Origin of the sequence: Rhodoferax ferrireducens T118, assembly GCF_000013605.1 — a bacterium.
GTDB lineage: Bacteria > Pseudomonadota > Gammaproteobacteria > Burkholderiales > Burkholderiaceae_C > Rhodoferax > Rhodoferax ferrireducens.
The window spans coordinates 2,750,675-2,774,188 of record NC_007908.1; the positions used below are offsets into that span (position 1 = coordinate 2,750,675).

The 23,514-nt window shown below is 61.0% G+C and carries 23 protein-coding genes; 5 read left to right on the forward strand and 18 right to left on the reverse strand.

Going from position 1 to position 23,514, the window contains the following annotated elements:
* Positions 1-37: 37 nt before the first annotated feature.
* The 5 genes from RFER_RS12575 to RFER_RS12595 all read right to left on the reverse strand — a co-directional run bounded on the left by RFER_RS12575 (position 38) and on the right by RFER_RS12595 (position 3,893).
* Positions 38-532: a GNAT family N-acetyltransferase gene (locus RFER_RS12575; protein ID WP_011464774.1), complete on the reverse strand. Its 495-nt coding sequence runs from the start codon at positions 530-532 to the stop codon at positions 38-40.
* The gene (locus RFER_RS12580) at positions 529-1,470 is read right to left on the reverse strand and encodes a glutathione S-transferase family protein (RefSeq protein WP_011464775.1); all 942 of its coding nucleotides are present in this window, start codon (positions 1,468-1,470) and stop codon (positions 529-531) included. Before RFER_RS12580 ends, RFER_RS12575 begins: the two co-directional genes overlap by 4 nt.
* 74 nt (positions 1,471-1,544) lie before the next feature.
* Positions 1,545-2,561, reverse strand: a complete 1,017-nt coding sequence (locus tag RFER_RS12585) for an NADP-dependent oxidoreductase (RefSeq protein WP_011464776.1) — start codon at positions 2,559-2,561, stop codon at positions 1,545-1,547.
* Between the two features lie 97 nt (positions 2,562-2,658).
* On the reverse strand, positions 2,659-3,099 hold the full coding sequence (locus RFER_RS12590) for a PaaI family thioesterase (RefSeq protein ID WP_011464777.1): 441 nt from the start codon (positions 3,097-3,099) through the stop codon (positions 2,659-2,661).
* Between the two features lie 2 nt (positions 3,100-3,101).
* A complete protein-coding gene (locus RFER_RS12595) occupies positions 3,102-3,893 on the reverse strand; it encodes an SDR family oxidoreductase (protein ID WP_041792188.1) in 792 nt (263 codons plus the stop codon).
* Positions 3,894-4,081: 188 nt separating this feature from the next.
* Here RFER_RS12595 and RFER_RS12600 point away from each other — a divergent pair, with 188 nt between their 5' ends.
* Both RFER_RS12600 and RFER_RS23010 read left to right on the forward strand, forming a co-directional pair.
* The gene (locus tag RFER_RS12600) at positions 4,082-5,104 is read left to right on the forward strand and encodes an ABC transporter substrate-binding protein (protein ID WP_011464779.1); all 1,023 of its coding nucleotides are present in this window, start codon (positions 4,082-4,084) and stop codon (positions 5,102-5,104) included.
* A 16-nt stretch (positions 5,105-5,120) separates the two neighbouring features.
* Positions 5,121-6,389: a GGDEF domain-containing protein gene (locus RFER_RS23010; protein WP_011464780.1), complete on the forward strand. Its 1,269-nt coding sequence runs from the start codon at positions 5,121-5,123 to the stop codon at positions 6,387-6,389.
* Between the two features lie 69 nt (positions 6,390-6,458).
* On the opposite strand, the gene pssA is transcribed toward RFER_RS23010, so the two are convergent.
* Positions 6,459-7,070 (reverse strand): CDP-diacylglycerol--serine O-phosphatidyltransferase, encoded by a 612-nt coding sequence (gene pssA, locus RFER_RS12610; RefSeq protein ID WP_166485718.1) that lies wholly within the window; start codon positions 7,068-7,070, stop codon positions 6,459-6,461.
* Between the two features lie 149 nt (positions 7,071-7,219).
* On the opposite strand from pssA, the gene RFER_RS12615 reads away from it, so the two are divergent.
* Both RFER_RS12615 and RFER_RS12620 read left to right on the forward strand, forming a co-directional pair.
* Positions 7,220-9,835, forward strand: a complete 2,616-nt coding sequence (locus RFER_RS12615) for a circularly permuted type 2 ATP-grasp protein (RefSeq protein WP_011464782.1) — start codon at positions 7,220-7,222, stop codon at positions 9,833-9,835.
* On the forward strand, positions 9,832-10,824 hold the full coding sequence (locus RFER_RS12620; RefSeq protein ID WP_011464783.1) for a transglutaminase family protein: 993 nt from the start codon (positions 9,832-9,834) through the stop codon (positions 10,822-10,824). The genes RFER_RS12615 and RFER_RS12620 overlap by 4 nt, the downstream gene beginning before the upstream one ends.
* Before the next feature lie 91 nt (positions 10,825-10,915).
* On the opposite strand, the gene RFER_RS12625 is transcribed toward RFER_RS12620, so the two are convergent.
* The 7 genes from RFER_RS12625 to RFER_RS12655 are packed head-to-tail and all read right to left on the reverse strand — an operon-like array spanning position 10,916 to position 17,050.
* Positions 10,916-11,860, reverse strand: a complete 945-nt coding sequence (locus tag RFER_RS12625; protein ID WP_011464784.1) for a hypothetical protein — start codon at positions 11,858-11,860, stop codon at positions 10,916-10,918.
* Between the two features lie 3 nt (positions 11,861-11,863).
* Positions 11,864-13,336 (reverse strand): MBOAT family O-acyltransferase, encoded by a 1,473-nt coding sequence (locus tag RFER_RS12630; protein WP_011464785.1) that lies wholly within the window; start codon positions 13,334-13,336, stop codon positions 11,864-11,866.
* Positions 13,337-13,368: 32 nt separating this feature from the next.
* On the reverse strand, positions 13,369-13,971 hold the full coding sequence (locus tag RFER_RS12635; RefSeq protein WP_041790685.1) for a hypothetical protein: 603 nt from the start codon (positions 13,969-13,971) through the stop codon (positions 13,369-13,371).
* A 29-nt stretch (positions 13,972-14,000) separates the two neighbouring features.
* Positions 14,001-14,558, reverse strand: a complete 558-nt coding sequence (locus RFER_RS12640; RefSeq protein ID WP_011464787.1) for a hypothetical protein — start codon at positions 14,556-14,558, stop codon at positions 14,001-14,003.
* Positions 14,555-14,845, reverse strand: coding sequence for a YgiT-type zinc finger protein (locus RFER_RS12645; RefSeq protein ID WP_011464788.1), 291 nt, complete (start codon positions 14,843-14,845; stop codon positions 14,555-14,557). Before RFER_RS12645 ends, RFER_RS12640 begins: the two co-directional genes overlap by 4 nt.
* The gene (locus tag RFER_RS12650) at positions 14,845-15,816 is read right to left on the reverse strand and encodes an alpha-ketoacid dehydrogenase subunit beta (RefSeq protein WP_041792196.1); all 972 of its coding nucleotides are present in this window, start codon (positions 15,814-15,816) and stop codon (positions 14,845-14,847) included. Before RFER_RS12650 ends, RFER_RS12645 begins: the two co-directional genes overlap by 1 nt.
* Positions 15,817-15,826: 10 nt before the next feature.
* On the reverse strand, positions 15,827-17,050 hold the full coding sequence (locus RFER_RS12655) for a thiamine pyrophosphate-dependent dehydrogenase E1 component subunit alpha (protein WP_011464790.1): 1,224 nt from the start codon (positions 17,048-17,050) through the stop codon (positions 15,827-15,829).
* A 294-nt stretch (positions 17,051-17,344) separates the two neighbouring features.
* Here RFER_RS12655 and RFER_RS12660 point away from each other — a divergent pair, with 294 nt between their 5' ends.
* Positions 17,345-17,800, forward strand: a complete 456-nt coding sequence (locus RFER_RS12660) for a RidA family protein (RefSeq protein WP_011464791.1) — start codon at positions 17,345-17,347, stop codon at positions 17,798-17,800.
* A gap of 166 nt (positions 17,801-17,966) precedes the next feature.
* Here RFER_RS12660 and RFER_RS12665 read toward each other — a convergent pair whose 3' ends face one another.
* The 5 genes from RFER_RS12665 to hda all read right to left on the reverse strand — a co-directional run bounded on the left by RFER_RS12665 (position 17,967) and on the right by hda (position 23,441).
* Positions 17,967-19,736, reverse strand: coding sequence for a methyl-accepting chemotaxis protein (locus RFER_RS12665; protein ID WP_011464792.1), 1,770 nt, complete (start codon positions 19,734-19,736; stop codon positions 17,967-17,969).
* A 93-nt stretch (positions 19,737-19,829) separates the two neighbouring features.
* Positions 19,830-20,303: a 2-amino-4-hydroxy-6-hydroxymethyldihydropteridine diphosphokinase gene (gene folK, locus RFER_RS12670; protein ID WP_244095721.1), complete on the reverse strand. Its 474-nt coding sequence runs from the start codon at positions 20,301-20,303 to the stop codon at positions 19,830-19,832.
* An 8-nt stretch (positions 20,304-20,311) separates the two neighbouring features.
* Positions 20,312-21,919, reverse strand: a complete 1,608-nt coding sequence (pcnB, locus tag RFER_RS12675) for a polynucleotide adenylyltransferase PcnB (protein ID WP_011464794.1) — start codon at positions 21,917-21,919, stop codon at positions 20,312-20,314.
* A 146-nt stretch (positions 21,920-22,065) separates the two neighbouring features.
* Positions 22,066-22,740: an HAD family hydrolase gene (locus RFER_RS12680; protein WP_011464795.1), complete on the reverse strand. Its 675-nt coding sequence runs from the start codon at positions 22,738-22,740 to the stop codon at positions 22,066-22,068.
* Positions 22,741-22,754: 14 nt separating this feature from the next.
* Positions 22,755-23,441: a DnaA regulatory inactivator Hda gene (gene hda, locus RFER_RS12685; RefSeq protein WP_011464796.1), complete on the reverse strand. Its 687-nt coding sequence runs from the start codon at positions 23,439-23,441 to the stop codon at positions 22,755-22,757.
* Between the last annotated feature and the right edge of the window lie 73 nt (positions 23,442-23,514).

A 23,514-nucleotide genomic window follows, 5' to 3' on the forward strand; every position in this document is an offset into this window, starting at 1 on the left:
AAAAATAAGGATTGGGTTGATCGGGGTCAAGGCAACATCAAGGCGTTCGCAGCATTTCCAGATGCGCAATGCCGTCTTCGATATAAGGCCGGCCCTGGTCGACAAAACCATGGCCAGCGTAAAAACCGGCCAGCTGCGCCTGGGCGCCAATGCGGATCGGCTGCGCGCCCCACTGCGTGCAGACCGCCGTGACAGCCCGGTCCATCAGCGCGTGCCCAAGCCCGAGCCCGCGAACGCCCGGTGCCGTCAGCACCCGGCCAATGCTGGCCTCGGCAAACTTGACACCCGGGGGAAAGCAGCGCGCATAGGCCAGCAGCGCCTGCTGCGGCTGGGCAACGGACCCGGCGCTGGACTGGGCCGCAAAGCCGAGCAAGTGCATGGCTTGGGCGTCAGCCCCGTCCAGGTCCTGAAAGACACAATTTTGTTCCACCACGAACACCGCGCTGCGCAAGCGCAGCAGCGCATACAACTCGGTGACGCTCAGGTTGGCAAAGGTCGACCATTGCCAGTGCAGCGCGACCTGCTGGCTCATGTGGGCAACACCGCCTTGAGCACGTAGCCGATGCGTGGAAAGTGCACCTGCACCGTGCCCGCGCGTGCATCAACCCGGCGCAGGCTGTAGTGGGTGCGGGTGGCGGCAATCAGCTCGCCCTCGGTGACATCGGTGCCAAAGCTTTCCGCCGCCACCGTGACACGGCTGCCCAGAGGAATGCCGTGTTCATCCTCAAATGTGGAGTCTTTTATTGCTGTAGCCCCCGTCGATGCTGAACATAACGCTATTGATTCTGCAGCAGAATACTTTTCCATGCGGCCGTGTCCAAGCGCTGCCATTCGGTCCATCCAGGCCAGAACAAAGGGGGTGGCGTCCAGAATGCCCGCCATCACCGGCACCACCTGGCGCGTGAACCACAAGGGATGGTAGGCGGCAAAGTCGGCCACGCAAGGCGCGTCGCCGAGCAAAAAATCCTGGCCATGGAGCATGTTCGCGATGCGCCGCAAGTAGGACTTGTAGGCGGCGCTGGCGTCACCCGGGCGCAGGCGGGTCATGCCCGCGCTCATCGCAGCCCGGTCCGCGCCAAAGGCCTTGGCCGCCTCGGGCGGCACGCCCTCAAACAGAGCCGCCGCCCCTTTGGGTTGCAGGTTGTAAGCCATCGCCGCCCAGAACAGGGTGCTGTCGGCCCATTGCGCCAGCACGCGCGCCAGCCCCTTGTGCTGCGCCGGGTACAGGCTTGGCTCGGCTTGCAGGTGTTCGAGCACGTCACAGATCAGCGCGCTGTCGCAGTAGACGTCCGAGCCGATCTGCAAAAACGGCGTCTTGCGGTAACCGCCGGTGAGCGCCAGCACGTCCGGTTTGGGCATGATGGACGGGATGACGACCGACTTCCAGGCCAGTTGTTTGTAGCCCAGCACGAGCCGGATTTTTTCTGAAAACGGCGAGGTGGGATAGTGGTGAAGAATGATGTCTGTCATGGTGGAACCTCCGGTTGTTCAGTCGGGGACAGAGCTTGCCCGCTGCGGGTGGCTACGGTCTGTCCGGCAAGGTTTCAGGCTAATTTGACCAGTTGCTTGCCAAAATTTTTGCCTTTGAGCAAGCCCAAAAACGCCTCGGGAGCCGCTTCCAGGCCTTGCGCAATCGACTCTCTGGGTTTGAGCTTGCCGGTGGCCACCAGCGTGCCCAGCTCTTTGAGCGCCTCGGGCCACACCTCCATGTGTTCGCTGACGATGAAGCCTTGCACCTTGAGCCGGTTGGTCAGAATCAGTGCCGGATGGCTCAAAGGCAGTGGCGCGCCGTCGTAGCCGGCAATCATGCCGCAGACCGCGATACGGCCAAAGGCGTTCATGCACAGCAGCACGGCGTCGAGCACCATGCCGCCGACGTTTTCGAAATAGCCATCCACACCATCCGGGCAGGCGTCCTTGAGGGCTTTGGACAGCGAGGCCGCATCGTGGTGCAGTTTGTAATCGATGCAAACGTCAAAGCCCAGTTCATCCACGGCGTACCTGCATTTTTCGGGGCCGCCGGCAATACCGACGGTGCGGCAGCCACGCGCTTTGCTCAAGGCCGCAAACGCACTGCCCACGGCGCCCGTGGCGGCGCTCACCACCATGGTTTCGCCCGCTTTCGGCTCGATAATTTTGACCAGGCCATACCAGGCCGTGACGCCCGGCATGCCGACCGCGCCAAGGTAGGCGCTCAGCGGAATGAGGGTGGTATCGACCTTGCGCAGCGCGCCCAACTGGTTGGCGTCGACCACGCTGTACTGCTGCCAGCCGCCCATGCCCACCACCTTGTCGCCAACGGCAAATTTCGGGTTTCTGGATTCCACCACCTCGCCCACCGTGCCGCCGCCCATCACTTCATTCAAGGCTTGCGGCGCGGTGTAGCTTTTCGCATCGTTCATGCGGCCTCGCATGTAGGGGTCCAGACTCAGGAAGTGATGCCTCACCAGCACCTGGCCGTCCTGCAGCGCGGGGGTCTCACTGACGATCAGCTTGAAGTTGCTGGCAAGCGCCTCGCCGCTGGGGCGGCTGACGAGATGGATTTGCTGGTTCGTTGGCATACGCTTCTCCTACTGAAATTACTATTAATTATGTAGCTGCTTACGCAGTATCGACGGGGGGCTGGAGCCCAATCTGTTATAAATTTGAAACGAGATATCAATCGGTGGCAATGACGCCGGCCGGCGCGTTCAAGCCATGCGCGCTCTTCGGCCCGGTGGGCAGGCGGCGCACAAATTTGAACGTGCCAGTGGCATGAGCGCACGCCCGGCCCTGTTCGTCAAACACCGTGCCTTCGGTGAAGGCCATGGTGGCGGTGCGGTGCATCAAGTGGCCTTTGGCAGTGAGCGCCCCAACCGCCGGTTGCATGAAGCTGGTTTTCATCTCGATGGTGACGGCGCCCATGTCCTGCTGCACGCTGCGCGCCGCCACCGCCATGGTCACATCCAGCAAGGTCATCAAGGCGCCGCCGTGGGTGACGTTGAACGAATTCAGATGCTCCGGACGCGGCGTGTAGCGCAGCTCGGACAAGCCGCCCTCATACAGCCGCAGCTCAAAACCCAGCAGCTCGACAAAGGGAATGGCAACGCCGAAGTTCATGTCTAGCCGCCGATGAGCACGCTGACGCCGCCGTCCACCGCCAGCCACTGGCCGGTGATGTGCTTGCCCGCATCGCTGGCAAACAGCACACACAAGCCTTTCAGGTCTTCATCGTCGCCCAGGCGTCTCAAAGGCGCACCGGCCGCCAGTTTTTCCTCACCCAGGGCAGCCAGCGTACCGGCGGTCATCTTGCTCGGGAAAAACCCAGGGCAGATGGCGTTGACGTTGATGTTGTATTTGCCCCATTCGGCCGCCAGCGCGCGGGTGAAGTTGATCACGGCCCCCTTGGAGGTGTTGTAGGCAATGGTGGTCATCTCGGGCGGATTGCCGCCCAGCCCGGCGATCGAGGCCACGTTGATGATGCGTCCCGAGCGGCGCGCAATCATGCTCTTTTTGGCGATCACCTGGCTCAAGATAAAGTAACCGCGTACGTTGAGGTTCATCACCTTGTCCCAGGCCTCAATCGGATGATCTTCGGCAGGTGCGCCCCACGCCGCGCCCGCGTTGTTGACCAAAATGTCCACATCGCCCATGCGCTGCAGCGTCTCGTCCGCCAAACGGTGAATATCGGCCTCTTTGGCGCAATCGGCCGCGATCCAGCGGGCGTCAATGCCCGCAGCCTGCAACTCGGCGGTGGCCTGCTCCAGCTCATCGGCCTTGCGCGCGCTGAGCATGATGCGCGCACCGGCCTCGCCCAGCGCATGCGCCATTTGCAGCCCCAAACCGCGGGAGCCGCCAGTGACCAGGGCGGTCTTGCCTTTGATGTCGAAAAGTTGATGGATGGTACGGGTCATGTGGGTCTCCTGTTTATTGTCATTGAGTCGCATCGCGCTTGGCCGACGCACGCTAAAAAGCCATTTTGCAGGAATTTACCCGGTTGCCCCATGAATGCTGTCGCTCGGGCGATAGCGCGGCTGGCTGCGGCGCCACTGTGCAATGATAGGGGCACGTTGACTGTCTCTGTGCCTGTGAGGATGCTGCCATGACCCCCTTCAAAAATCTGCCAAGCCATGGCCGCTCCGGAACGCCACGCCGACTGTTTCTTGGGCTGATGGCTGCCGTTGCACTGCTTCCGGCCGCCTCCATGGCGCAGGGACAAAAAGTTTTTCGCGTTGGCGTAACCCAAATCGTGTCGCATGCCGCGCTGGATGCCGACGAAAAAGGCTTCGAAGTGGGCCTGGCCAGTGCCGGTTTCAAGGAAGGGGTGAACGTGATGTACCTCCGCCGCAACGCCCAGGGCGATCTGGCCGCCGCCGACACCATTGCCCGCGAATTTGCGTCCGAGAGAGTGGACCTGATCCACGCCATTGCCACACCCACGGCCCAGGCGGTGATGCGCACTGGCACCCGCATTCCGGTGGTCTTTTCGTCTGTGACGGACCCGGTGCTGGCAGACATCGTGCCCAGCAACAGTGCAGCGGGCCAAAAAACCGGTACACACGTCACTGGCGTGAGTGACCTGTGGCCGGTGCGGCTGCAGTTCGAGACCTATGCGCGGGCTGTTCCGCGGGCAAAAACCTGGGGCACCATCTACAACCCCAAAGAAAACAATTCGCTGTCTCACATCCAGGTCATGAGAGAGACCGCCCAAAATCTGGGTCTCACCCTGGTGGAAGCGACCGTGGACAGCAGCGAGGAAGTCGGGTCGGCGGCGGCCTGGCTGGCTGGCAAGGTTCAGGCCATCACGGTCACCTCGGACAACACCACGATGGCCAACCTGGAAGCCATTGCCCGTGTGTGCGATCAGCACAAGATTGCCCTTTTTGCAGGCGACATCGACAGCGTGGCGCGCGGCGCCGTCATGGCCTATGGCCCCGACTATTTTCTGGTCGGCTACTCGGCCGGAAGAAAGGCGGCTCTGGTCCTCAAAGGCATCAGGCCCGGCGACGTGCCATGGGGTCCGGTGGAAATATTCAGCCTGGTCATCAACACCCGCGCGGCCAGGGCCCAGGGTGTCACGATACCGCCCGAGTTAATAGCCAGGGCTGACAAAGTCCTCAACTGACCCCCCGGAGACAAGCATGCGTTTTCTCGGCAGCCTCCACATTGCGGTGGCCATCTTGTTACTCTCCATCGGGGTCGGGCTGTACGCTGATCTCAAGAGCGAGCAGATGCACGGGCAAAGCCTGCGGATACAGACCGGACTGGAGCGTATGGTCCGACTGAACCAGTCGCTAACCAGTGTGATGGCCACGGCTGTGATCGAGAAGAACAGCCTGCGTGCGGCCAGCTACAACTCGCTGCACACGAAGCTGGAGGCCACCATGCAGGAGGTCCAGGCGCTGACACAGCACATGACACTGGCGGGTGAAATCCTGGCACTGCGTGACGAGCAGCGTGCCTTGCGTGCACAGGAGAGTCAGGTTTTTGTGCACATACGGGACGAGCAATGGGACGCCGCCTACAAGGTCCTGTTGGGCGGGGATTACGTCATGGCGCTGAAGATTTATGAAATCAACAGTGAATCGGCCGTCGGCGCCCTGACCATTGAGCTGTCCAATACCGCCCGGCGACAAGACCTGCTGCGCCAGGCAACGCTGATGCTGCGCCTGGCGGCGGCAGCGCTGCTGCTGTGGACGGGGTGGCGCTATTCCCGCCGTCTACAGGCCGAATTGGCCGAGCAGGTGCGCTTGCGTGGGGAGGTCACTGCGGCCAATGAGGCGTTGGAAGAGAAGGTCCGGCTGCGTACCGCCGAGTTACAGGCCGCCAACAGCCAGTTGGAAACCCTGAGCACCACCGATGGGCTGACCGGCCTGGCCAACCGCCGCCGTTTTGACAAGTATTGGGCCGAGGAATGGCAGCGCGCACTGCGCCAGGCGACGCCGCTGGCGGTGATCATGATGGATGTGGACCACTTCAAGACCTATAACGACCACTACGGGCACCAGCAGGGAGACGAGTGCCTGCGGCGCGTGGGCGAGGTGCTGCGGGCCACGGTCAGACGCGCAGGTGAACTGGCGGCACGTTATGGCGGTGAAGAATTTGTGGTGGTCATGCCAGGTGCTTCGTTGGCGCAGGCGCAAGAAACCGCTGAGTCGATCCTGGCCGCCATTCGTGCCGAGCAGATGCCCCATGCCAGTTCACCGGTCGCCAGCGTGGTGACGATCAGCCTGGGCGTGGCAGCAGGCACCCCCGGCCCGGCCGGTGACCGTGCGCGCATGCTGAACGAAGCCGATGTGGCTCTGTATGACGCCAAGCACCAGGGCCGCAACCGCGTGGTTCCATCTTTGCCAGGACTGACCCAGCCGAACGTTACAAACGCCATCAGCAATACCGTCACGCTGCTTTAAGCCAGCACCGAGCCCATTCTCGATCCAGAGAATTTGTAGGTGACGCCTCCAACTGGCTTTTAACCATCCTCAGATTTTGGGGAAGCGTATGCGACTGATCATCAATGAGCCAGAGAGCGCAAACAACAAGACCATTGGGTGCAATATGAAACCAGCCATTGCGACCTGTCCCAACCAAAGTGACTTGCCCAGAGCACCTTGCATGGCCGCAACAAACATCAACAGCACCAGTATCAGTGACGTTGGGATGGGCGTTCCCTCGAAGTATTTCACTTTGTCTTGTCCTTGTGAAAGCGCTTCGGCCGTCACGTTGTAGCGCGCCAGGCGCGATACGCCACACGCAACAAAATAGGTCAGAACAATGCGGTCGTACAAACCCTGCATGCCGCAACCATACGCAATCAGGGCCGGGGCTACGCCAAAAGAGATGATGTCAGCGAGTGAATCAAGCTCACGCCCCATAGGCGACGTTTTCTGTCGCCACCGCGCAATCCGTCCATCCATCACGTCAAATACCATAGCGGCCAACACCAGCCCACAGGCAAAGTAGATATGGATGACATCACTCGTTTGCAGGTAGGTCATCATGGAAAATAGGGCGCCCGTGCCACATATGGCATTGCCTAGCGTAAACCAATCGGCCAGATGAAACTCCCGAATCATCGAAAAAGTCTTTGTCATAGTGCGTGTCCTCACGGCAAGCAGGTTACTCCACTTTTTTGAAAATTTGCAATGCCTAAAACGCTGCGCTGGCATACTCTAAACCCGTGACAGACGCAACTCCCTCCCCACTTGCAGCCCCGGCGCCCGACAGGCCCGACGCCCAGGCCATGGCGCTGGCGTCAGTGGCGGCGGCTGGCCATTTCGACGAACTGCGCGGCGCCACTGCCTCCCGTGCTGGCCCAGCCAACGCCGAGGCGGCGGATTCAAACGCTGATGGAGGCCCGCTGGCGCCGGCGTGGACTCGGTTCTTTGAGCATTTGGCCGACAAGACCGCGCTTGACCTGAACCAGCGCGCCGCCAGTCTGGCGCGCCAGGTCCGCGACAACGGCGTCACCTGCAACGTCTATGCCGACGAAGACGGACTGCAGCGCCCCTGTTCGCTGGACTTGTTTCCGCTGATCATTGAGCCCGCCAGCTGGCAGCAGATTGAGTCTGGCGTACTGCAACGCGTGCGGCTGCTGGAGCGGATCATGGCCGACATCTACGGGCCGCAGCAGTTGCTGATGAAGGGCTGGTTGCCACCCGCGCTGGTGCAAGGGCACCCTGGCTACCTGCGTGCCATGCATGGCGTCAAGCCGGTCGGCGGCATGCATTTGCACGTTGCGGCCTTCGACCTGGGGCGCGGTCCGGATGGCAACTGGTGGCTGGTGGGCCAGCATTGTCAGGCGCCATCGGGTTTGGGCAATCTGCTGGAAAACCGGCTGGCGGTTGCAAGCCAATTTCCCGAGGCCTTTCAGGCCCTGCACGTGCAAGGTCTGGCCGGCACTTACCGCGCCCTGATGGACAACCTGAAAACGAGGTGCCCGACCGGGGCGGACGCGCACCTCGCGTTGCTCACCCCCGGCCCTTACAACGAAACCTATTTTGAACAAGCCTGCCTGGCGCGTTACCTGGGCTTGAGCCTGGTGGAAGGCAGCGACTTGGTCGTGCGCGACGAGCGGCTCTACCTCAAGACCCTCCAAGGCCTGGTGCCGGTGCATGGCCTGTTGACACGGCTTGACGACGAGTACCTGGATCCGCTGGAGCTGCGCGCTGACTCCGCCCTGGGTGTGCCGGGCTTGTTGCAGGCCATCCGCGCAGGCCATGTGCTGGTGGCCAATGCGCCAGGCTCGGCTTTTCTGGAGTCGCCCGCCCTGCTCGGCTTTTTGCCCGCCTTGTCACGCCATTTGCTGGGCGAAGAGCTGCAATTGGCCGCTCTGCCGAGCTGGTGGTGCGGTGAACGCTCGGCCCTGGAAGATGCCCTGCCCCGGTTGCGTAACAGCGTCATCAAAGCCACCTACCCCGGCTCGCCCGTCCACAACAGTTTTGATGCCGTGCTGGGCCGCTGCCTGTCAGCGCGCGAACTCGACGAATGGGCCGGGCGTATCGCGCGTCAAAGTGAGGAGCACACCATCCAGGCTTACCTGCCCTTATCACAGATGCCCACCTGGCAGCCAGCAGCGCCAGCCACCAGCGCGAGCGCAGCGGGCACGGGCGGTGGGTCTGCGGGTCAGTTGCTGCCACGCTCGGCCATGCTGCGGGTATTTATGGTCTCAAGCGGCTTGCACTCCTGGCGCGTAGTGCCGGGCGGACTGGCGCGCGTGGCAGGTAGCACGGCAGAGCTTGCCACCATGCAGCGCGTCGGCCGCAGCGCCGACGTCTGGGCACTGACCTGCGGCGAAGTTGACCAGACGACGCTGTTGCAGCCGGACATGACAGCGGCTTCGGTGGCGCAGCCCAAACGACTGGTCACCAGCCGCGCAGCAGAAAATCTTTATTGGCTGGGCCGCTACACCGAGCGCACTGAAAACGCGCTGCGTCTGGCCCGCCTGACGCTGGAATGCCTCAACGGCGAGGCGCAGTCGCCGCCGGCCTTGCTGGCGTGGCTTGGCAGCATGGCGCTGGCCAACACGCTGGTGCTGCCGGGTGTGCCGTCGCCGGCCCAGGCGCGCCGCGACTTTGAGCGTTCGCTGATCGCCAGTCTGGGCAGCAACGACGGCGCGACCAGTGTTGGTTATTACCTGCGGGCCCTGAAAATGGCCGCCTCCAGCGTGCGCGAACAGTTGTCGCCAGCGCATTGGCGCGTCATTGTCCGGGCCGAAGAAGAGCTGTTTGCAGGCTGCGCTGAGCACACCAGCAGCGGCGACTATTCGTCGCAGGCGGCCCTGCAACTGCTGAAAAAAACCAGTGACCACATGGCCGCCATCACCGGCGCCCAGACGGATCGCATGACGCGCGACGACGGCTGGCGCTTGCTGAGCATGGGTCGGGATATTGAGCGTCTGGGGTTTTTGGCGGGTACCCTGGCGCGCGGCTTTGAAACCGGCAGTGTCCATACCCAAGCGGGCTTTGAAGCCATGATGGCGCTGCTTGACTGCACCACCACCTTTCATGCCCGGTACCCGCAAAGCCGTGACATTGCCGCCCTGCTTGACTTGCTGGTGCTTGACCCCGACAACCCGCGTTCCTTGGCTCAGGTGGCACGCGCGTTGCGCGGGTGTCTGTCCCAGCTGGCCGACGGCGCGCCCGGTCAACTCGGCGCCTTGTTATTGCGCGTGCCCGACCCGCGGACGTGGGACCTGGCGCACCTGTGCGAAACCCGGCCATCGGGTTCAAACGGGTACTTTTTTGCGCTGAACGATTTGCTGCTGCAGTGCTCGGGGGCGGCCGTTGATGTATCGAATGCCATCAACAGCAGCTATTTCACGCATTCGGGAGAAATCAACGGGAGCGTGGGCCCATGAAACTGAGCGTCACCCACGAAACCCGCTATGACTACGCGCCTGCGGTAGGAACCGCGCAGCACATGGCCTACCTGCAACCCCTGAATACGCGTTCGCAGCGGCTTCTGGAACACACGCTGCAGATCGACCCGATACCGGCCAAAATCAGCCGGACACAAGACGTATTTGGCAACACCCGTTGTTATTTCTCACTGCAGACACCGCACACGACCCTCACGGTGGTGGCACACAGCGTGGTCGAGACGATCGATTCTTCGCCACCTGCAAGCAGCATCAGTTGGGAGCAAACCCGGGAACTGTTTCGGTATCGCTCGGGAGGGCGCTTTGACGCCGCGACAGAATTTGTATTTGCTTCACCCTTTGTGCCCCGACACAGCGAATTTGCTGCCTACGCGCGGCCCAGTTTCGCCACCGGTAGCTGCGTATTGACCGCAGCGCGGGACTTGATGCAGCGCATTCACAGCGACTTTGCCTACGAGAGCCAGAGCACCCAGGTCAACACCCCGGCGATAGAGGCGCTGGCGCAGCGCAAAGGGGTATGCCAGGATTTTGCCCACATCATGATTGCCTGCCTGCGGGCCATGGGGCTCGCTGCACGTTATGTCAGCGGCTATTTGCTGACCCAGCCTGCGCCGGGCACGGTCAAACTCAAAGGCAGTGACGCATCCCACGCCTGGGTGTCGGTGTATGTGCCGGATCTGCCCGAGGGTGCGCGCTGGTTCGATCTGGACCCCACCAACAACCGCAGTGGTTGGCACTCCCCCGGCGCAGACTATGTCACGCTGGCCCTGGGACGCGATTTCTCGGACGTGTCGCCGATTCGCGGCGTCATCCACGGCGGTGCCAACCATACGCTGTCTGTCGGTGTCACCGTGGAATCTGTCGCCAGCGACGATCAGGCTAACCAGGCAACTGGCCAGACCCAAAAACAGGAACAAACTCAATTGCAGGGCCAGCAGCAATCACCAAGCCATGATGCTACAAATTAGATAGCATAACGCGCTTTATATTTGGGGGCTAAAGGTCTATTTAGTCACCAAGCCTGGGTAGTCCCGACCCCCATTCAGCGGCGCCACCGATTCAGCCGCGGCCGGAGACGAGCACCGGTTTGAGATCACGGATGAAGAATTCCGTCAGACCCGCGCGGCTGAGGTGATCGGTATCGAAATAGAGGCTCGGCTCGCTCGTCTTCGCCGAGAAGTCGTAAAAAAGCACGTCACGCGCAGCAAGTAAACGCGAGAGCGCATCATCGAAGCCCGCCTCCTCGGGAAGCTGGCGGTAAAACTGGGGCGGCACCGGCATCTTGATGACGACCACAGTGACACCCTCCTTGCGGGCCAAGGCAATGAGCGCTGAGAATTCCTCGAAATATCGGGACAGGGCTGCGGACGAGACCTTGTCTGGGTACAGGTAGTCGATGCGCTTTTTCACAGCCGAGGATGAGGGCCGATAGGCGCGCTCGAACTGGGCTTCACCTTCCCAGACATCGCGCTGGAAGCGCTCCCGATTGTTGATCTTCGAGAAGCCGCTGACGTAGTCAAGCACGGCACGCGCATCCACCCCTTCATGGCGGGCGTAATCCCAGAGGCGCCGGGCGATGGCCGGTTCGAATGGCGTGCGCCGCAGGAGCTTGGCGTCGCCGAAGCGGTCCTCGTTCCATGTGCGCGAGTAGAACGCGAATGAATCGACGACATAGAGCAGATGGCGCGCGCGATGCGAACGCAGGAAATGCTCGAACACAAAGCGGTTGTAGAGCGGCCCGGCGCCGGGCGCGGCCAGGTTCAGTATCCTGAGCTGCGTCTCGCGCTCCATCTGCGCATTGAAGTCGGCGAAATCGAGCGGCATGGCGTGCGAGGCGCCGAGTATCACCCAGTCAACCGTGCTGTCCTGCGTGGTCGCAATCTTGAAGAATGGGTTGCTGCGTCCGGTGCGAAGCATGAGCTGCTCGGCGGCGTAATAAACGCCGGCGTAGAGCGCGAGGCCGATCGCGATGAAGATGAGTGCGGATCTTCCCAGGCGTTTCATGTGTCAGAACTGCATGTAGATGAACTCGCGCGCCTGCCACCGGCCGAGGATCAGCAGGACAAAGATGGCGAGATACCAGAGGCCCCAGCGCACCACCACCGGCGCCGCAGCCAGCCTCTGAAAAATCGACCGGCGCTCGTCAACGATCTCGACGCTGATCAGGAACGCGATCAACGCGAAGGCCGTGTAATGATCCGCAGTGAAGGGAAATCTCGGCAGCAAAGACGGGATATTGGTGAGGTTCAGGCCGATTTTCTTGAGGATCAGCCACGCATCGCCAAGCGTTCGGGCACGGAAGAACACCCAGGTGATCGCGATCAGGTGGAAGGTCAGCAGCACGCGCAGCGCGAGCAGCGGCACGCTTTGGCTGATGCGCGGCAGCCATGCACCGACGCGGCGCCAGAATGGGCGTGTGGCCAGGCCGGCCCATTGGTAGCTGCCGTTGAGCGCGCCCCACACGAGGAAGGTCCAGCCGACGCCGTAACCGAGTCCCGCGTGCCACAGGCCGCTGGCGATAAACACCAGCATCAGGTTCAGGTACTGGCGCACCGGGCCGGTTCGGCTGCCGCCGAGCGGGATGTACAGGTAGTCACGGAACCACCGGCCGAGCGAAATGTGCCAGCGTTCGCCCCAGAACTCGGCCGTGCTTTTGGCCAGATAGGGCCGGCGAAAATTCTCCATCAGCTGCAGCCCGAACAGCAGCGAGACGCCGATCGCGATGTCGGTGTAGCCCGAGAAGTCGCAGTAGATCTGGAAGGCAAAAAAATAGACGCTGATCAATAGGTCGATTGGCGAGGCGAAGGCCGCGATGCCGAAGCTCTTGTCAACCATAGGCGCGAGGTTGTCGGCGATCACGACCTTCTTGATAAGGCCCCAGCCAATCAACTGCAAGCCGAGCACCAGCCGTTCGGGATCGGCGCGCAGGCCGGCCGACAACTGCGGCAGAAAGGTCGTGGCGCGTTCAATGGGGCCGGCAAGAATTTTGGGGAACCACGCGAGGTACAGCGCGACATGGCCGGCGCTGTGCTGCCCGGGAAGGCGCCGGGCATACGTGTCAACAAGGTAGCTGACCGCCGAAAAGGCATAGAACGAATAGCCGACCGGCGTCGTGATGGCGAGCCGCGGCAGCGAGATGGCGGAGTCGCCGCCAAAAGACTGGCCGGCAAGCCGTTCCAACTCGCCAGCGGCGAAGTCGTAGAACTTGAAGGCAACGAGCGAGCCAACGACCACGACAAGGCCTGCGCCCAGAAGCAGGCGCCGCAAACGTTCGCCCGTCGTGTGCGCCAGCCCCACGCCGCAGCCCCAGACCAAGAGCGTGAGTGCGCCCAGGTAAACGAGGTTGAACGGTTGCAAGGCCCCGTAGAAGCCGTAACTTGCGAGCAACAGCCAAATCCAGCGCTTGCCCGGGGGCAGCAGCGCGAACAGCATCAGCGCAAGCGGGAGGAAGACGAAGAATTCGAGCGAGGTGAACAGCATGTGTCACACCTGCGGCGTCCACCGTCGCACAGCTAGTAAGTCGCGCCGCCAGCGCGCAACTCCTCTGGCACCTCATCGATCGGAATCGCGGCGTTCAGAATCAGGTAGCTTGCGAGCGCTTCGCGCTGCTCGCGTGTCAACTTGATCTGGATGTGGCTTGGCTTGTTCATCGAACCCAGCCAGGCATCCTTGCTGCGCTTTTGCGTGATCACGACCGTGACGATATGGCAGCTCTGGCAATACTCAAGCGTGAAGTCGCGCCCGTCCAGCGGCAGCAGCTTCTCCCAATTCGCCTGAGCGGGATTCGCAGGAATCTTGGCCGTAGGCAACGGCATGTTGAACGACAGGTAGTCGGCAAGCGTGAGCAACTCCTTCTCGTTCAGGCCTTGCAGTCCTGTGATCGCCTTGCTATGGTCCTGCAAGTAGCTTCGCCACTCTTCGCGCGTGTGTTTTGCGCTCAGCAGTGCCTTCACTTCACCGGCCGGCGGGCGGCTCGCAAAGACCTTGGCCAGAAGTGTCCTGCCACCCAAGGGAATGAAGTCGAACACATCGGCTGCCTGGGCCTGCAGGGGTGCGAGAAGCAGCACGGTGAGCCAAGGCAGGACAGCGCGCGCAAATAGACGAAGAATTTTCATGGCAGTCTCTGACATGTCTAGGACTCCGATCAAAACCGCAAATCCTGCGGCACGTCCTCGATCTTCATCGGCATGTTGAGAGCCGAGTAGCGTGCGAACTCCTCACGCTCCTGCGGGTTCATATTCAACTCGCGATGGAAAGGCGACAGGAACATGTTGCGCCAACCTTGGGCATTGCGTTTCTGCGTCAAGTGGCTCGCGAACAGCGAGTGGCAGGATTGGCACCCGTTCCACGCGAGGTCACGTCCATCCGGCGGCAGCGCGGAGGCCAAGTTGTCGCGCTTCAAAGCGTCATCGGACAGCGGCATGTTGACGGCGAGATAGGCGGCCAGCGTCGCGAGCTCGCGCTCGGTCAACGCCTTCTTGCGCGCAGCGACGAAATCGAGCCATTGCGGCTCAGTGCGGCGTGCCTGCGCAATCGCGCGCAGCTCGACCTGGTCGGGAGGAGCGCCAAGTAGATCAAGCAACAGTGCCCTGCCGCCTTTGGGCATGAAAGCATTGTCTTCCCCCGCTGCCTGCACGAATGCGGACACGGCCATGGCGAGAACGACCAGGAACAGCCGCCCCCCGTTTGCCACTGTGCTCATGGCCCGCTCTTGGCCGCGGCCCGGTCGCCGAACGAGAAAACAGGCACGTTCAACGCCGTTCGCGCCTTTTCCGCCGGAAAACCTTCGCCGCGGAGCAAGTCAAGGCCGACGACCGTTGTATCGTCATAGAACTGCTCGGCGCATGCCCCGCAGACGAGCGCGGGAATATCCTCCACGACCACCAGCCGGTCGTCCTGCCAGAACGCGGAGCGCACGTGACTGATGCTCACGTTGACGCTGCCGCAGTTCGCGCAGGTGAGGGACGGCTTCTGTTGAAGCGAATCCATCAACCGACCAACTTTTTCGCTGCGGCGATGATGTGGTCTGCGTTGGGCCGCATCCACAAAAACATCTCTGGCGCAGCCGGCGGCGGGGCGTCGGGGAACGCAATGCGCTTGAAGCGCGCGCCATCCACATTTTCAGCACAACGAGCAATCACTTCGGCGCCCGGGCAGAGCGTGTAATACGACTGATCGACCGTCAGCAACCGTTTGGTTTTCTGCACCGACTTCACCAGTGTCTCGGTATCCATCGGCTTGAGGCAGCGCAGGTCGATCGTCTCGACCTTCATACCCTGCTTCTGCAGCAAGTCGGCTGCCTTGAGTACTTCGGGCATGCCGCCGCCGGAACCGACGATCGAGATGTCGCTTCCGATCGTGCGAACGGCGGCCTTGTCGAGCGGCGTCGTGTACTGCTCATTGGGCACCTCTTCCATCAATTCGCGCAGCCCGGCCGGATACAGGTAGCAGACCGGATTGGGATCGCGGATCGCCGAGGCCATCATGCCTTTCGCATCGGTAGGCGTGGACGGAACGACGGTCTTGACGCCGGGGATGTGCGCGTAATAGGTGTCGATCTCGTAGTCCGAATGCTGGCCTGCGAAACCCGGCGTCTGTCCTGTCATCTCCAGGAGAAACACGATAGGCATTGACGCCATCCCCCCGGTCATGGAACGCAGCTTGCCGGCGTGGTTCTGAATGACCTGGAAGCACATGCAGTTTCCCTGGTAGGGAATATAGGTCACCGCCTTGGAACCGGCGAGACCCGCGCCCAAGACGCATGAGGCCATCCAGTTCTCGTCGATCCCGGTGTTCACCACGCGTTTGCGCCCGAACTCCTTCTCGAGATTGATCACCGGCATGCCGGGCGTGGAGGCCACCGGCGGCGTCAACTCGTAAATCCAGATCATGTTCTTGTCCTGGCGCATTTCATACTGCACCGCCTCAAGGACTGCATACATCCAACTCTTGCGTGCCATGGTCTTCTCCTTAGCCAAACTGCCGAGCGGGTACGACACCCTCGACAAATACGTTTTTAAGACCATCCTCAGGCTTGCAGAACGGCTGCTTGTCCGCCCAAGCGAAGGCATCAATCGCCTCCTTCTTCGCGGCGGCTTCGATCTCATCTGCCCGGGCGCGCGTCAGCACGCCCCAGTTGACGAGGATGTTGCGGCAGATGTCAACCGGATCGCGCTGCATCCAGGCGCGCACCTCGCGTTCCGGACGGAACGAGGAGATCGCCAGCGGGTCGTAACCAAACGCACCGAGCTGACCGGCCTCCGCGCCGGGGGCACCCCAGTGGTTGTAGTAGCGGTAGGTCTTGGCCTCGATCAGGGTCGGCCCATCGCCGGCACGGGCGCGATCCACCGCGGTTTTCATGACGTTGTAGACCTGGAACACGTCCTGCCCATCCACGACCACACCGGGTATGCGGTAGGTCCGGGCGGCATCGGCGATGTCCTTCATCGGGCAGGAGTACGAGTAGTGCGCGTACTGGTGGTACAGGTTGTTCTCCAGCACGTAGATGAACGGCAGCTTCAAGAGGGCGGCATTGTTCAAGGCGCTGTGGAAGTGCGGCGTCGCGTAAGTGCCGTCGCCGCCGAAAACCACCGCCACCTGCTTGCTGTCGCGTGCGCGGAAGGCGAAGGCGGAACCGGTCGCGATCACATGGCCGGGGCCGATCATGCCGTCGGCGCCGATGAAGCCGCAGGACTTGTCCGAGAGATGCATCTCACCGCCGTAACCCCCGTTGAGGCCGGTGGCACGGAAGTCGTTTTCGGCGGCCATCTTCTTCATGTCCACGCCTTTGGCAATGGCATGGCCGGTCGGACGATGGGTGCTGTACACGAGGTCGAGCTGGTCGAACGGGCCCTTGTTGTTCAGCGCCGCGCAGACGCCGGTGGCGACCGCCTCCTGGCCGGCATAGAAGTGGTTGTAGCCCCGGTATTTGGGGTCGGTAATCATCTTGTCGACCATGGTTCGCTCATGCCATCGGATGCGGACAATGGTGTTGAACATTTCGGTCAACTTGTCGGCGGGCAGATCCTTCGCCCAAAAGCCGATTTCGCCATTGGCCCAGGCGCTCTTGCTCATGAACGACACGGCCGCACCTGCGCCAGCCACGCCTTTGAGAAATGTCCGCCGGCTTGCGGTCGGTAGCCAAGCACTACCTGCCGTCTCTTGCGATACCTCGCTGGATTCAAGTTCAAACATGGAAACTCTCCAATCATTACGCGAGTTAACCGCGTGAAACAACTTTAGGCTTCTGCCCCGGCTGCTGCTTGATATTTCTCAACGCTGTTCTGAACTGTGCAGACGCCCTCTCTTTGCCTGACCTGCAATAGCCGAATTGCCAGATTCGGGGTCAGTCGCAAGGCCAGCGTCAGTCACAATGCCAAGGGCACATTTAAAAAATGTCCTTGAAATACTATAAATTCGATAGCTTCTTATACAGGCGTGTAAGGGGCTAGAGGCCAATTTCATTCATAAACTCACAAAGGAAGCGCTATGAGCATTTACGCCAAACTCACCCAACTCAGCATCACCCTGCCGCCCGTCGCCGCACCCGCCGCGGCTTATGTGCCGTTTGTGAAAACTGGCAAGCTGGTTTTCTTGAGCGGTCACCTTGCCAAGAAAGACGGCAAAGTGTGGGTCGGCCAATTCGGCAAAAACATCAGCACCGAAGACGGCAAAGCCGCCGCCCGCGCCATCGCCATTGATCTGATAGGCACCTTGCATGCGGCGGTCGGTGACCTGAACCGCATCAAGCGCATTGTCAAGCTCATGTCGCTGGTCAACTCCACCGGTGACTTTACCGAGCAGCATCTGGTGACCAATGGCGCCAGTGAACTATTTGGCGAGATCTTTGGCGACAAAGGTGCGCACGCCCGCAGCGCTTTTGGCGTGGCCCAAATCCCGCTGGGTGCTTGCGTGGAAATTGAACTGATTGCTGAAGTGGAGTGATCTAAAAGAAGTCTTGAAGGGTTGGAGACAGAGCTTGCGGACATCCGATGATCAGTTGAGGACAGAGCTTGCTCACTCCGTGTAACTACGGTCTGTCCCGCAAATTCTAAAATGTTGAGGACAGAGCTTGCTCACTTTGTGTAGCTACGGTCTGTCCCGCAATATCTCAGAAGGTCTCCCAATCTGCATCGGCGGGTTGGGTAGGCGCTTGGGCCGGTTTTTTGCCTGCTGACAAGGCAAGTGATTTTCGGGCTGGCACAGCGGCACGGGTACGGCCCAGAGCGGCGCTGGCAGGCTGGGGTTTGGCCGGCGGCTGCGGCCGTTTGTAGGGGAGCGACTCGGCACGCGGCGTAATGTCCCGGGTCGGGCGCGACTGCACGGTCACCACGGAGCCGCTGATCTTGAACACCGACACCGCTTGTGCCAATTGGCTGGCTTGCTCGCGCAGGCTCTCGGCGGCAGCGGCACTCTCTTCGACCAAGGCGGCATTTTGCTGCGTCATCTGGTCCAGGTTGCCAATGGCCTGATTAACATGGGCAATGCCCGTGCTTTGTTCGCTGGAGGCGGCCGTGATCTCGCCAATGACATCGGCCACCTTGCGCACCGACTGCACAATGTCGCTCATGGTCGTGCCCGCGTCCGACACCAGCTTGGTACCCGAGGCCACCTTATCGACTGAGGTGCCAATCAAGGTCTTGATTTCTTTGGCGGCCTCGGCGCTACGCTGCGCCAGGCTGCGCACTTCGCTCGCAACCACGGCAAAGCCGCGCCCCTGTTCACCGGCCCGCGCCGCTTCCACCGCCGCATTGAGCGCCAGAATATTGGTCTGAAACGCAATGCCGTCGATGACACCAATGATGTCGGCGATCTTCTTGCTGCTGACATTGATCTCTTCCATTGTGGAGACCACTTGCTGGACCACCGCGCCGCCCTTCTCGGCCACCGAGGACGCATTGGCGGCCAGCACGCTGGCCTGGCGTGCGTTGTCGGCACTTTGCTGCACGTTCGTGGTCAACTGGTCCATGCTGGAAGCGGTAGATTGCAGGTTGCTTGACGTTTGCTCGGTACGCTGAGCCAAATCATTGTTGCCGGTGGCAATCTCGGTACTGGCCGTCGCAATGCTATCGGTGCTTTGGCGCACCTGGTGCACCATGCGTCCGAGCGACTCATTCATGGCGGCCAACGACTTCAAAAGTTCGCCAAACTCGTCACCGCGCGAGGTGTCAATCTGCATGCTGAGATCGCCTTTCGCGATGCTGGACGCCAGCTCATTGGCCTGAACCAGCGGCTGACGGATCGAGCGGATCAGCCTGCCCGCGCCAATCAAAATACCAACAAAAAGCAACACAAAAAACGCGGCCAAAATCCGCGCAATTGAGGCACGGGACTGTGAAGCTTCTTCCAGAAAGGTGGCCATTGCCTTTTCTTCCATATCCACTAGCTCACGCAGTGTCGCCAGGTAGGCCGTCACAACAGGGGTGTACTGCTCTTTTACTGTCGCGAGTGCCTCTTCACTGTTGCCATCTGTTTTGAGCTTCAAGGCCTTGCCCCGGGCATCACTCATGAGCTTGCGAGCGCCGGAAATTTTTTGCATCTGGGCCAGTTCGTCCTTGCCCAGCGGCATCGCTTCGAGGCTTTTCTGAACCACAGAAATCTTCGCCGAAGTTGCAGCAATTGCCGTCGCAAGCGCCGCTTCAACACCGGGGTCATAAGCGGTGATCAGCGCCATCGTGCGTATTGAATTGGTCTCTGTCAGGCCCGCCCAGGCGGTGACGGACTTGACTCGCGTGTTGAGCTGGCTCTGCTTGGCATCCGAATCCGCCTGAAGGCTGGCCAGCTTGAAAGCGGAGAAGCCAATCAGCATGGCCAAGGCAGCAATGATGACACCCACACCGAGCCACAGTTTGGTGGCAACTCGCAGATTGTTAAAGCTCATGATTTTTCTCGGAAGATGGTTTTTTCATTGTATTCAGGGTACACAACGAAACCGGACTGCCTGAGAGCCCTTATAGCTAGGGAAATCCCTTGTTCAGCAGTCCGTCACAAGCTTGACGGCTTGATCTGAGACGGCCCGCAACTGATCTGAGCTCACCCTCAATGGCGCGATCTCGGCCAGTGGCACCAGCACGAACGCGCGCGCCATCATCCGGGGATGGGGAATAACGAGGGTGGGACTGTCCATGCTGGCCTCCCCATACAGCAGGATGTCCAGGTCCAGGGTGCGCGAGGCATTCCGGTATGGGCGCTCGCGGCCGGCAGCCTGTTCCAGTTGCTGCAATTCAAGCAGCAGCTCCAGCGGGTGCAAGCCGGTGGCCACTTCAACGACGGCATTGATGTAATCCGGCCCCATGGCCTCTACGGGTGCCGTGCGGTACAGCGAAGAACGCCGCACCAGCGTCGTCGCTGGCAACGCAGCGATGACGCGCATGGCCCGCAGCACCGCAGCACGGGCGTCACCCAGATTGGCGCCGAGCGCTATGTAAGCGGTGATCGGGTCGCGCACCAAACCGCTCAAACGCCGGCGTCCGACGTCGGTTCGCCACCCTCCCTGGGGCCATTGCTGCGCCGGCGCCGGCGCCTTTTTTTGGGTGCATCCACTCCAGTGGCCGGCTCGCCTGGCGCAAAAGCGGGCAATGAATCCGGTCGCGTGTGATCCGCATCGGCTGCGGGGGTGGCCTCGCGTACCACCGACCCCGCATCGCGTGTCGCAGGTGCCTTGTGCACGCGCGGCGCCCGCTGGCGCTGCTGTTGCTGCTGTTCTTCACGCACCTGATCCACCATGTCCTGGCGCAGGTTGTCATCGGCCAGGCTGAACTCCTGCCACCAGTCGGCCAGTACCTCGTCGATCTCGCCGGTTTCAGCACGCAGCCGCATGAAGTCAAAAGCAGCGCGAAAGCGCGCCTGCTCGACCAGACCGAAGGGCGCACTGCCCACGCGCTTCTCAAAACGGGGCTGCATCATCCAGATTTCACGCATGTCACCGCCAAGCTTGCCGCGGCCCGACACATCGCCAATATGGGAATTGAACACGTCTTCGATCGCATCCTGCAGCGCCGGATGGGCATGCTGGCGTTCATTGATGCGTTTGGCCCAGCCGTCGCGCACATCGGCCCACAGGACGCAGGCCAGCAGGAAACTGGCCACCACCGGCTTGCCTTCGCTCACGCGGCGGTCGGTGTCTCGCAAGGCGGCCTTGACGAAGGCTTGCTCAGCGCGCTGCACCACCACATCAAGCAACGGATAAATGCCGCGCGCCATACCGAGTGCTTTGAGCTGCTCGATCGAGGCCAATGCATGGCCGGTTTGCAGCAACTTGAGCATCTCGTCAAACAAACGGCTCTGCGGCACCTCGGCCAGCAGCTCTTGCGACTTGATCAGCGGTGCCGCCGTTTTGGCTTCGAGCTTGAAGCCCAAGCCGCTGAGTTTGGCGGCAAAACGCACGGCACGGATGATGCGCACCGGGTCTTCGCGGTAGCGCGTCGCCGGGTCGCCAATCATGCGGATCACCCGGTCTTTCGAATCTTTGATGCCATGGTGGTAATCAACCACAATTTGCGTTTCGGGGTCGTAGTACATGGCGTTGATGGTGAAGTCGCGCCGCACCGCGTCTTCCTCCTGCGGGCCCCAGACGTTGTCGCGCAGCACACGGCCGCTGGAGTCGACCGCGTGTTTCATCCCGGCCAACTCGCTTTTGCTGGTTTTCTCGTTACCCGCCACCTGTTCGGCGGCCGCATTGTCCATGTAGGCGCGGAAAGTGGAAACCTCAATCACCTCATGTTCGCGGCCACGTCCATACACCACGTGCACGATACGAAAGCGCCGCCCAATGATGAAAGCACGCCGAAACAGACCCTTGACCTGCTCCGGGGTGGCATTGGTCGCCACATCAAAGTCTTTAGGTGCCAGGCCGACCATCAGGTCGCGCACGGCGCCACCAACGACATAGGCCTCGAACCCTGCATTTTTAAGGGTGCGCACCACGTTGAGCGCGCGCTCATCGACCAGTTTCGGATCGATACCGTGCACCGCCGCCCCCACCTCTTCGCGCTTGCCAAATTGAGGTTTTTTGCTTTTGGTTGACGTTTTGCCTAATAACCGGTCAATAAATTTTTTAATCATATTTTTAATATTTTGTGGGACAGACCGCAGCTACAAATCGATCATTTTGCGGGAAAGACCGCAGTTACACGCAGGGAACAAGCTCTGTCCTCAACTAATCATCAGATGTCCGCCAGCTCTGTCCTCAACATTTTGTTGGCATCTCTTCAAAACAAATCAAGTATGCGCCATCCACGCTCGCTGGCCAGGGCCCGCAAAGGCGCCTCCGGGTTGGTGGCCACAGGGTGCGTAACGCGCTCCAGCAGGCTCAGATCGTTCATGGAGTCACTGTAAAAAGTAGTCTCCACATCGGCCCAATCCAGCTGGCGGCTGGCCAGCCACTGCGTCACACGCGTGATTTTTCCTTCCCGGAACGAGGGCACGCCGACTATTTCGCCCGTGATCCAGCCGCTACCCCCAGGCGCCGTGTCGCGCTCCAGTTCAACCGCAATCAATTGATCGACGCCGAAGGCCTGCGCAATCGGGCGTGTCACAAAATCATTGGTGGCAGTGACGATCAGCACCTCATCGCCCGCCTGCTGGTGTTGGCGCACCAGTGCCACTGCCTGCTCCTTGATGACGGGGTCCACCACAGTCTTCATGAACTGAACATGCGCCGCTTGTGCATGAATCGGCCCCTGCTGACGCAGCGCCGCGGTGGCAAAGCGCACGTACTCATGGATGTCAAGCGTGCCAGCCTGGTAATGGGCGAAAAATTCATCGTTGCGCTGGTTGAACTCCAGCGGGTCGGTCCAGCCGATGGTGCTGGTAAAAACGCCCCATGCGTAATCAGAATCAATCGGCAACAAGGTGTGGTCAAGGTCAAAAAGGGTCAATTTCATGGGTCGATTGTCAATTACGTGTTGTCCATCATGGATTTGATCAGGGGAATGGTAATCGCCCGTTTGGTCTGCAGGGCGTAGCCGTCAATCAGGTTCAGCAACTCCATCAGATTGCCCAAGTCACGGCTGAAGCGTGTCAACATGAAGTCCATCACTTCGTCACTCAAAAACAGCCCGCGCGCATCGGCCGCCTGGCGTAAAACGGCGCGCCGCTCTGGCTCACTGAGCAGTTGCAGCTGAAACACATGGCCCCAACCGAGCCGGGTGCGCAGGTCGTCACGCAATTTCAGGTCAGCCGGCGGCAACTCACCGGCCGCCAGCACGCCGCGCTGCCACGTTTGGGCATTGATGAACCAGTTAAACGCCGCCTGCTGCTGCACCACGTTGTAAAAATGCACGTCGTCCATCAGCACCGCCGCCCAACGCTCATCGAATTCCGGCGGCTGCTGCACGCTGGCGTCGAGCCAGCCCACACTGGCGCCCTGCTCGCGAAAAGCCTCCTGTACCGCCTTGAGCAAATGCGTTTTGCCGCTGCCAGCACTGCCAAAGAAGTAAGTCGGCACGGGTGAACGCGCCGCTGCATTGGCACCGCCTGCAACCCAGATTTGCAGATGGCGCAGAGCCGCCTCATTCGGGCCAGCAAAAAAGCTGCTCAACGTGGGGCCGGTCGCCAAGCCAATATCCAGGGCAATTTGTTTCATAAGTGTGCGCAGACGGCCCTTTTTGGAGTGGAAGTAAATTGCATCTGGCGGACTGAATACATACCCTTAAAAT

Excerpts from the sequence above, each read along its gene's own strand:
- RFER_RS12630 (WP_011464785.1), bottom strand. The coding sequence starts at position 13,336 with ATGCTGTTCACCTCGCTCGAATTCTTCGTCTTCCTCCCGCTTGCGCTG.
- RFER_RS12665 (WP_011464792.1), bottom strand. The coding sequence starts at position 19,736 with ATGAGCTTTAACAATCTGCGAGTTGCCACCAAACTGTGGCTCGGTGTG.
- RFER_RS12575 (WP_011464774.1), bottom strand. The coding sequence starts at position 532 with ATGAGCCAGCAGGTCGCGCTGCACTGGCAATGGTCGACCTTTGCCAAC.
- RFER_RS12640 (WP_011464787.1), bottom strand. The coding sequence starts at position 14,558 with ATGAGCACAGTGGCAAACGGGGGGCGGCTGTTCCTGGTCGTTCTCGCC.
- RFER_RS12580 (WP_011464775.1), bottom strand. The coding sequence starts at position 1,470 with ATGACAGACATCATTCTTCACCACTATCCCACCTCGCCGTTTTCAGAA.
- RFER_RS12615 (WP_011464782.1), top strand. The coding sequence starts at position 7,220 with ATGGCGCTGGCGTCAGTGGCGGCGGCTGGCCATTTCGACGAACTGCGC.
- pssA (WP_166485718.1), bottom strand. The coding sequence starts at position 7,070 with ATGACAAAGACTTTTTCGATGATTCGGGAGTTTCATCTGGCCGATTGG.
- RFER_RS12585 (WP_011464776.1), bottom strand. The coding sequence starts at position 2,561 with ATGCCAACGAACCAGCAAATCCATCTCGTCAGCCGCCCCAGCGGCGAG.
- RFER_RS12655 (WP_011464790.1), bottom strand. The coding sequence starts at position 17,050 with ATGTTTGAACTTGAATCCAGCGAGGTATCGCAAGAGACGGCAGGTAGT.
- RFER_RS12595 (WP_041792188.1), bottom strand. The coding sequence starts at position 3,893 with ATGACCCGTACCATCCATCAACTTTTCGACATCAAAGGCAAGACCGCC.
- hda (WP_011464796.1), bottom strand. The coding sequence starts at position 23,441 with ATGAAACAAATTGCCCTGGATATTGGCTTGGCGACCGGCCCCACGTTG.
- RFER_RS12635 (WP_041790685.1), bottom strand. The coding sequence starts at position 13,971 with ATGAAAATTCTTCGTCTATTTGCGCGCGCTGTCCTGCCTTGGCTCACC.
- RFER_RS12600 (WP_011464779.1), top strand. The coding sequence starts at position 4,082 with ATGACCCCCTTCAAAAATCTGCCAAGCCATGGCCGCTCCGGAACGCCA.
- RFER_RS12680 (WP_011464795.1), bottom strand. The coding sequence starts at position 22,740 with ATGAAATTGACCCTTTTTGACCTTGACCACACCTTGTTGCCGATTGAT.
- RFER_RS12645 (WP_011464788.1), bottom strand. The coding sequence starts at position 14,845 with ATGGATTCGCTTCAACAGAAGCCGTCCCTCACCTGCGCGAACTGCGGC.
- RFER_RS12625 (WP_011464784.1), bottom strand. The coding sequence starts at position 11,860 with ATGAAACGCCTGGGAAGATCCGCACTCATCTTCATCGCGATCGGCCTC.
- RFER_RS12660 (WP_011464791.1), top strand. The coding sequence starts at position 17,345 with ATGAGCATTTACGCCAAACTCACCCAACTCAGCATCACCCTGCCGCCC.
- pcnB (WP_011464794.1), bottom strand. The coding sequence starts at position 21,919 with ATGATTAAAAAATTTATTGACCGGTTATTAGGCAAAACGTCAACCAAA.
- RFER_RS23010 (WP_011464780.1), top strand. The coding sequence starts at position 5,121 with ATGCGTTTTCTCGGCAGCCTCCACATTGCGGTGGCCATCTTGTTACTC.
- RFER_RS12590 (WP_011464777.1), bottom strand. The coding sequence starts at position 3,099 with ATGAACTTCGGCGTTGCCATTCCCTTTGTCGAGCTGCTGGGTTTTGAG.
- RFER_RS12650 (WP_041792196.1), bottom strand. The coding sequence starts at position 15,816 with ATGGCACGCAAGAGTTGGATGTATGCAGTCCTTGAGGCGGTGCAGTAT.
- RFER_RS12620 (WP_011464783.1), top strand. The coding sequence starts at position 9,832 with ATGAAACTGAGCGTCACCCACGAAACCCGCTATGACTACGCGCCTGCG.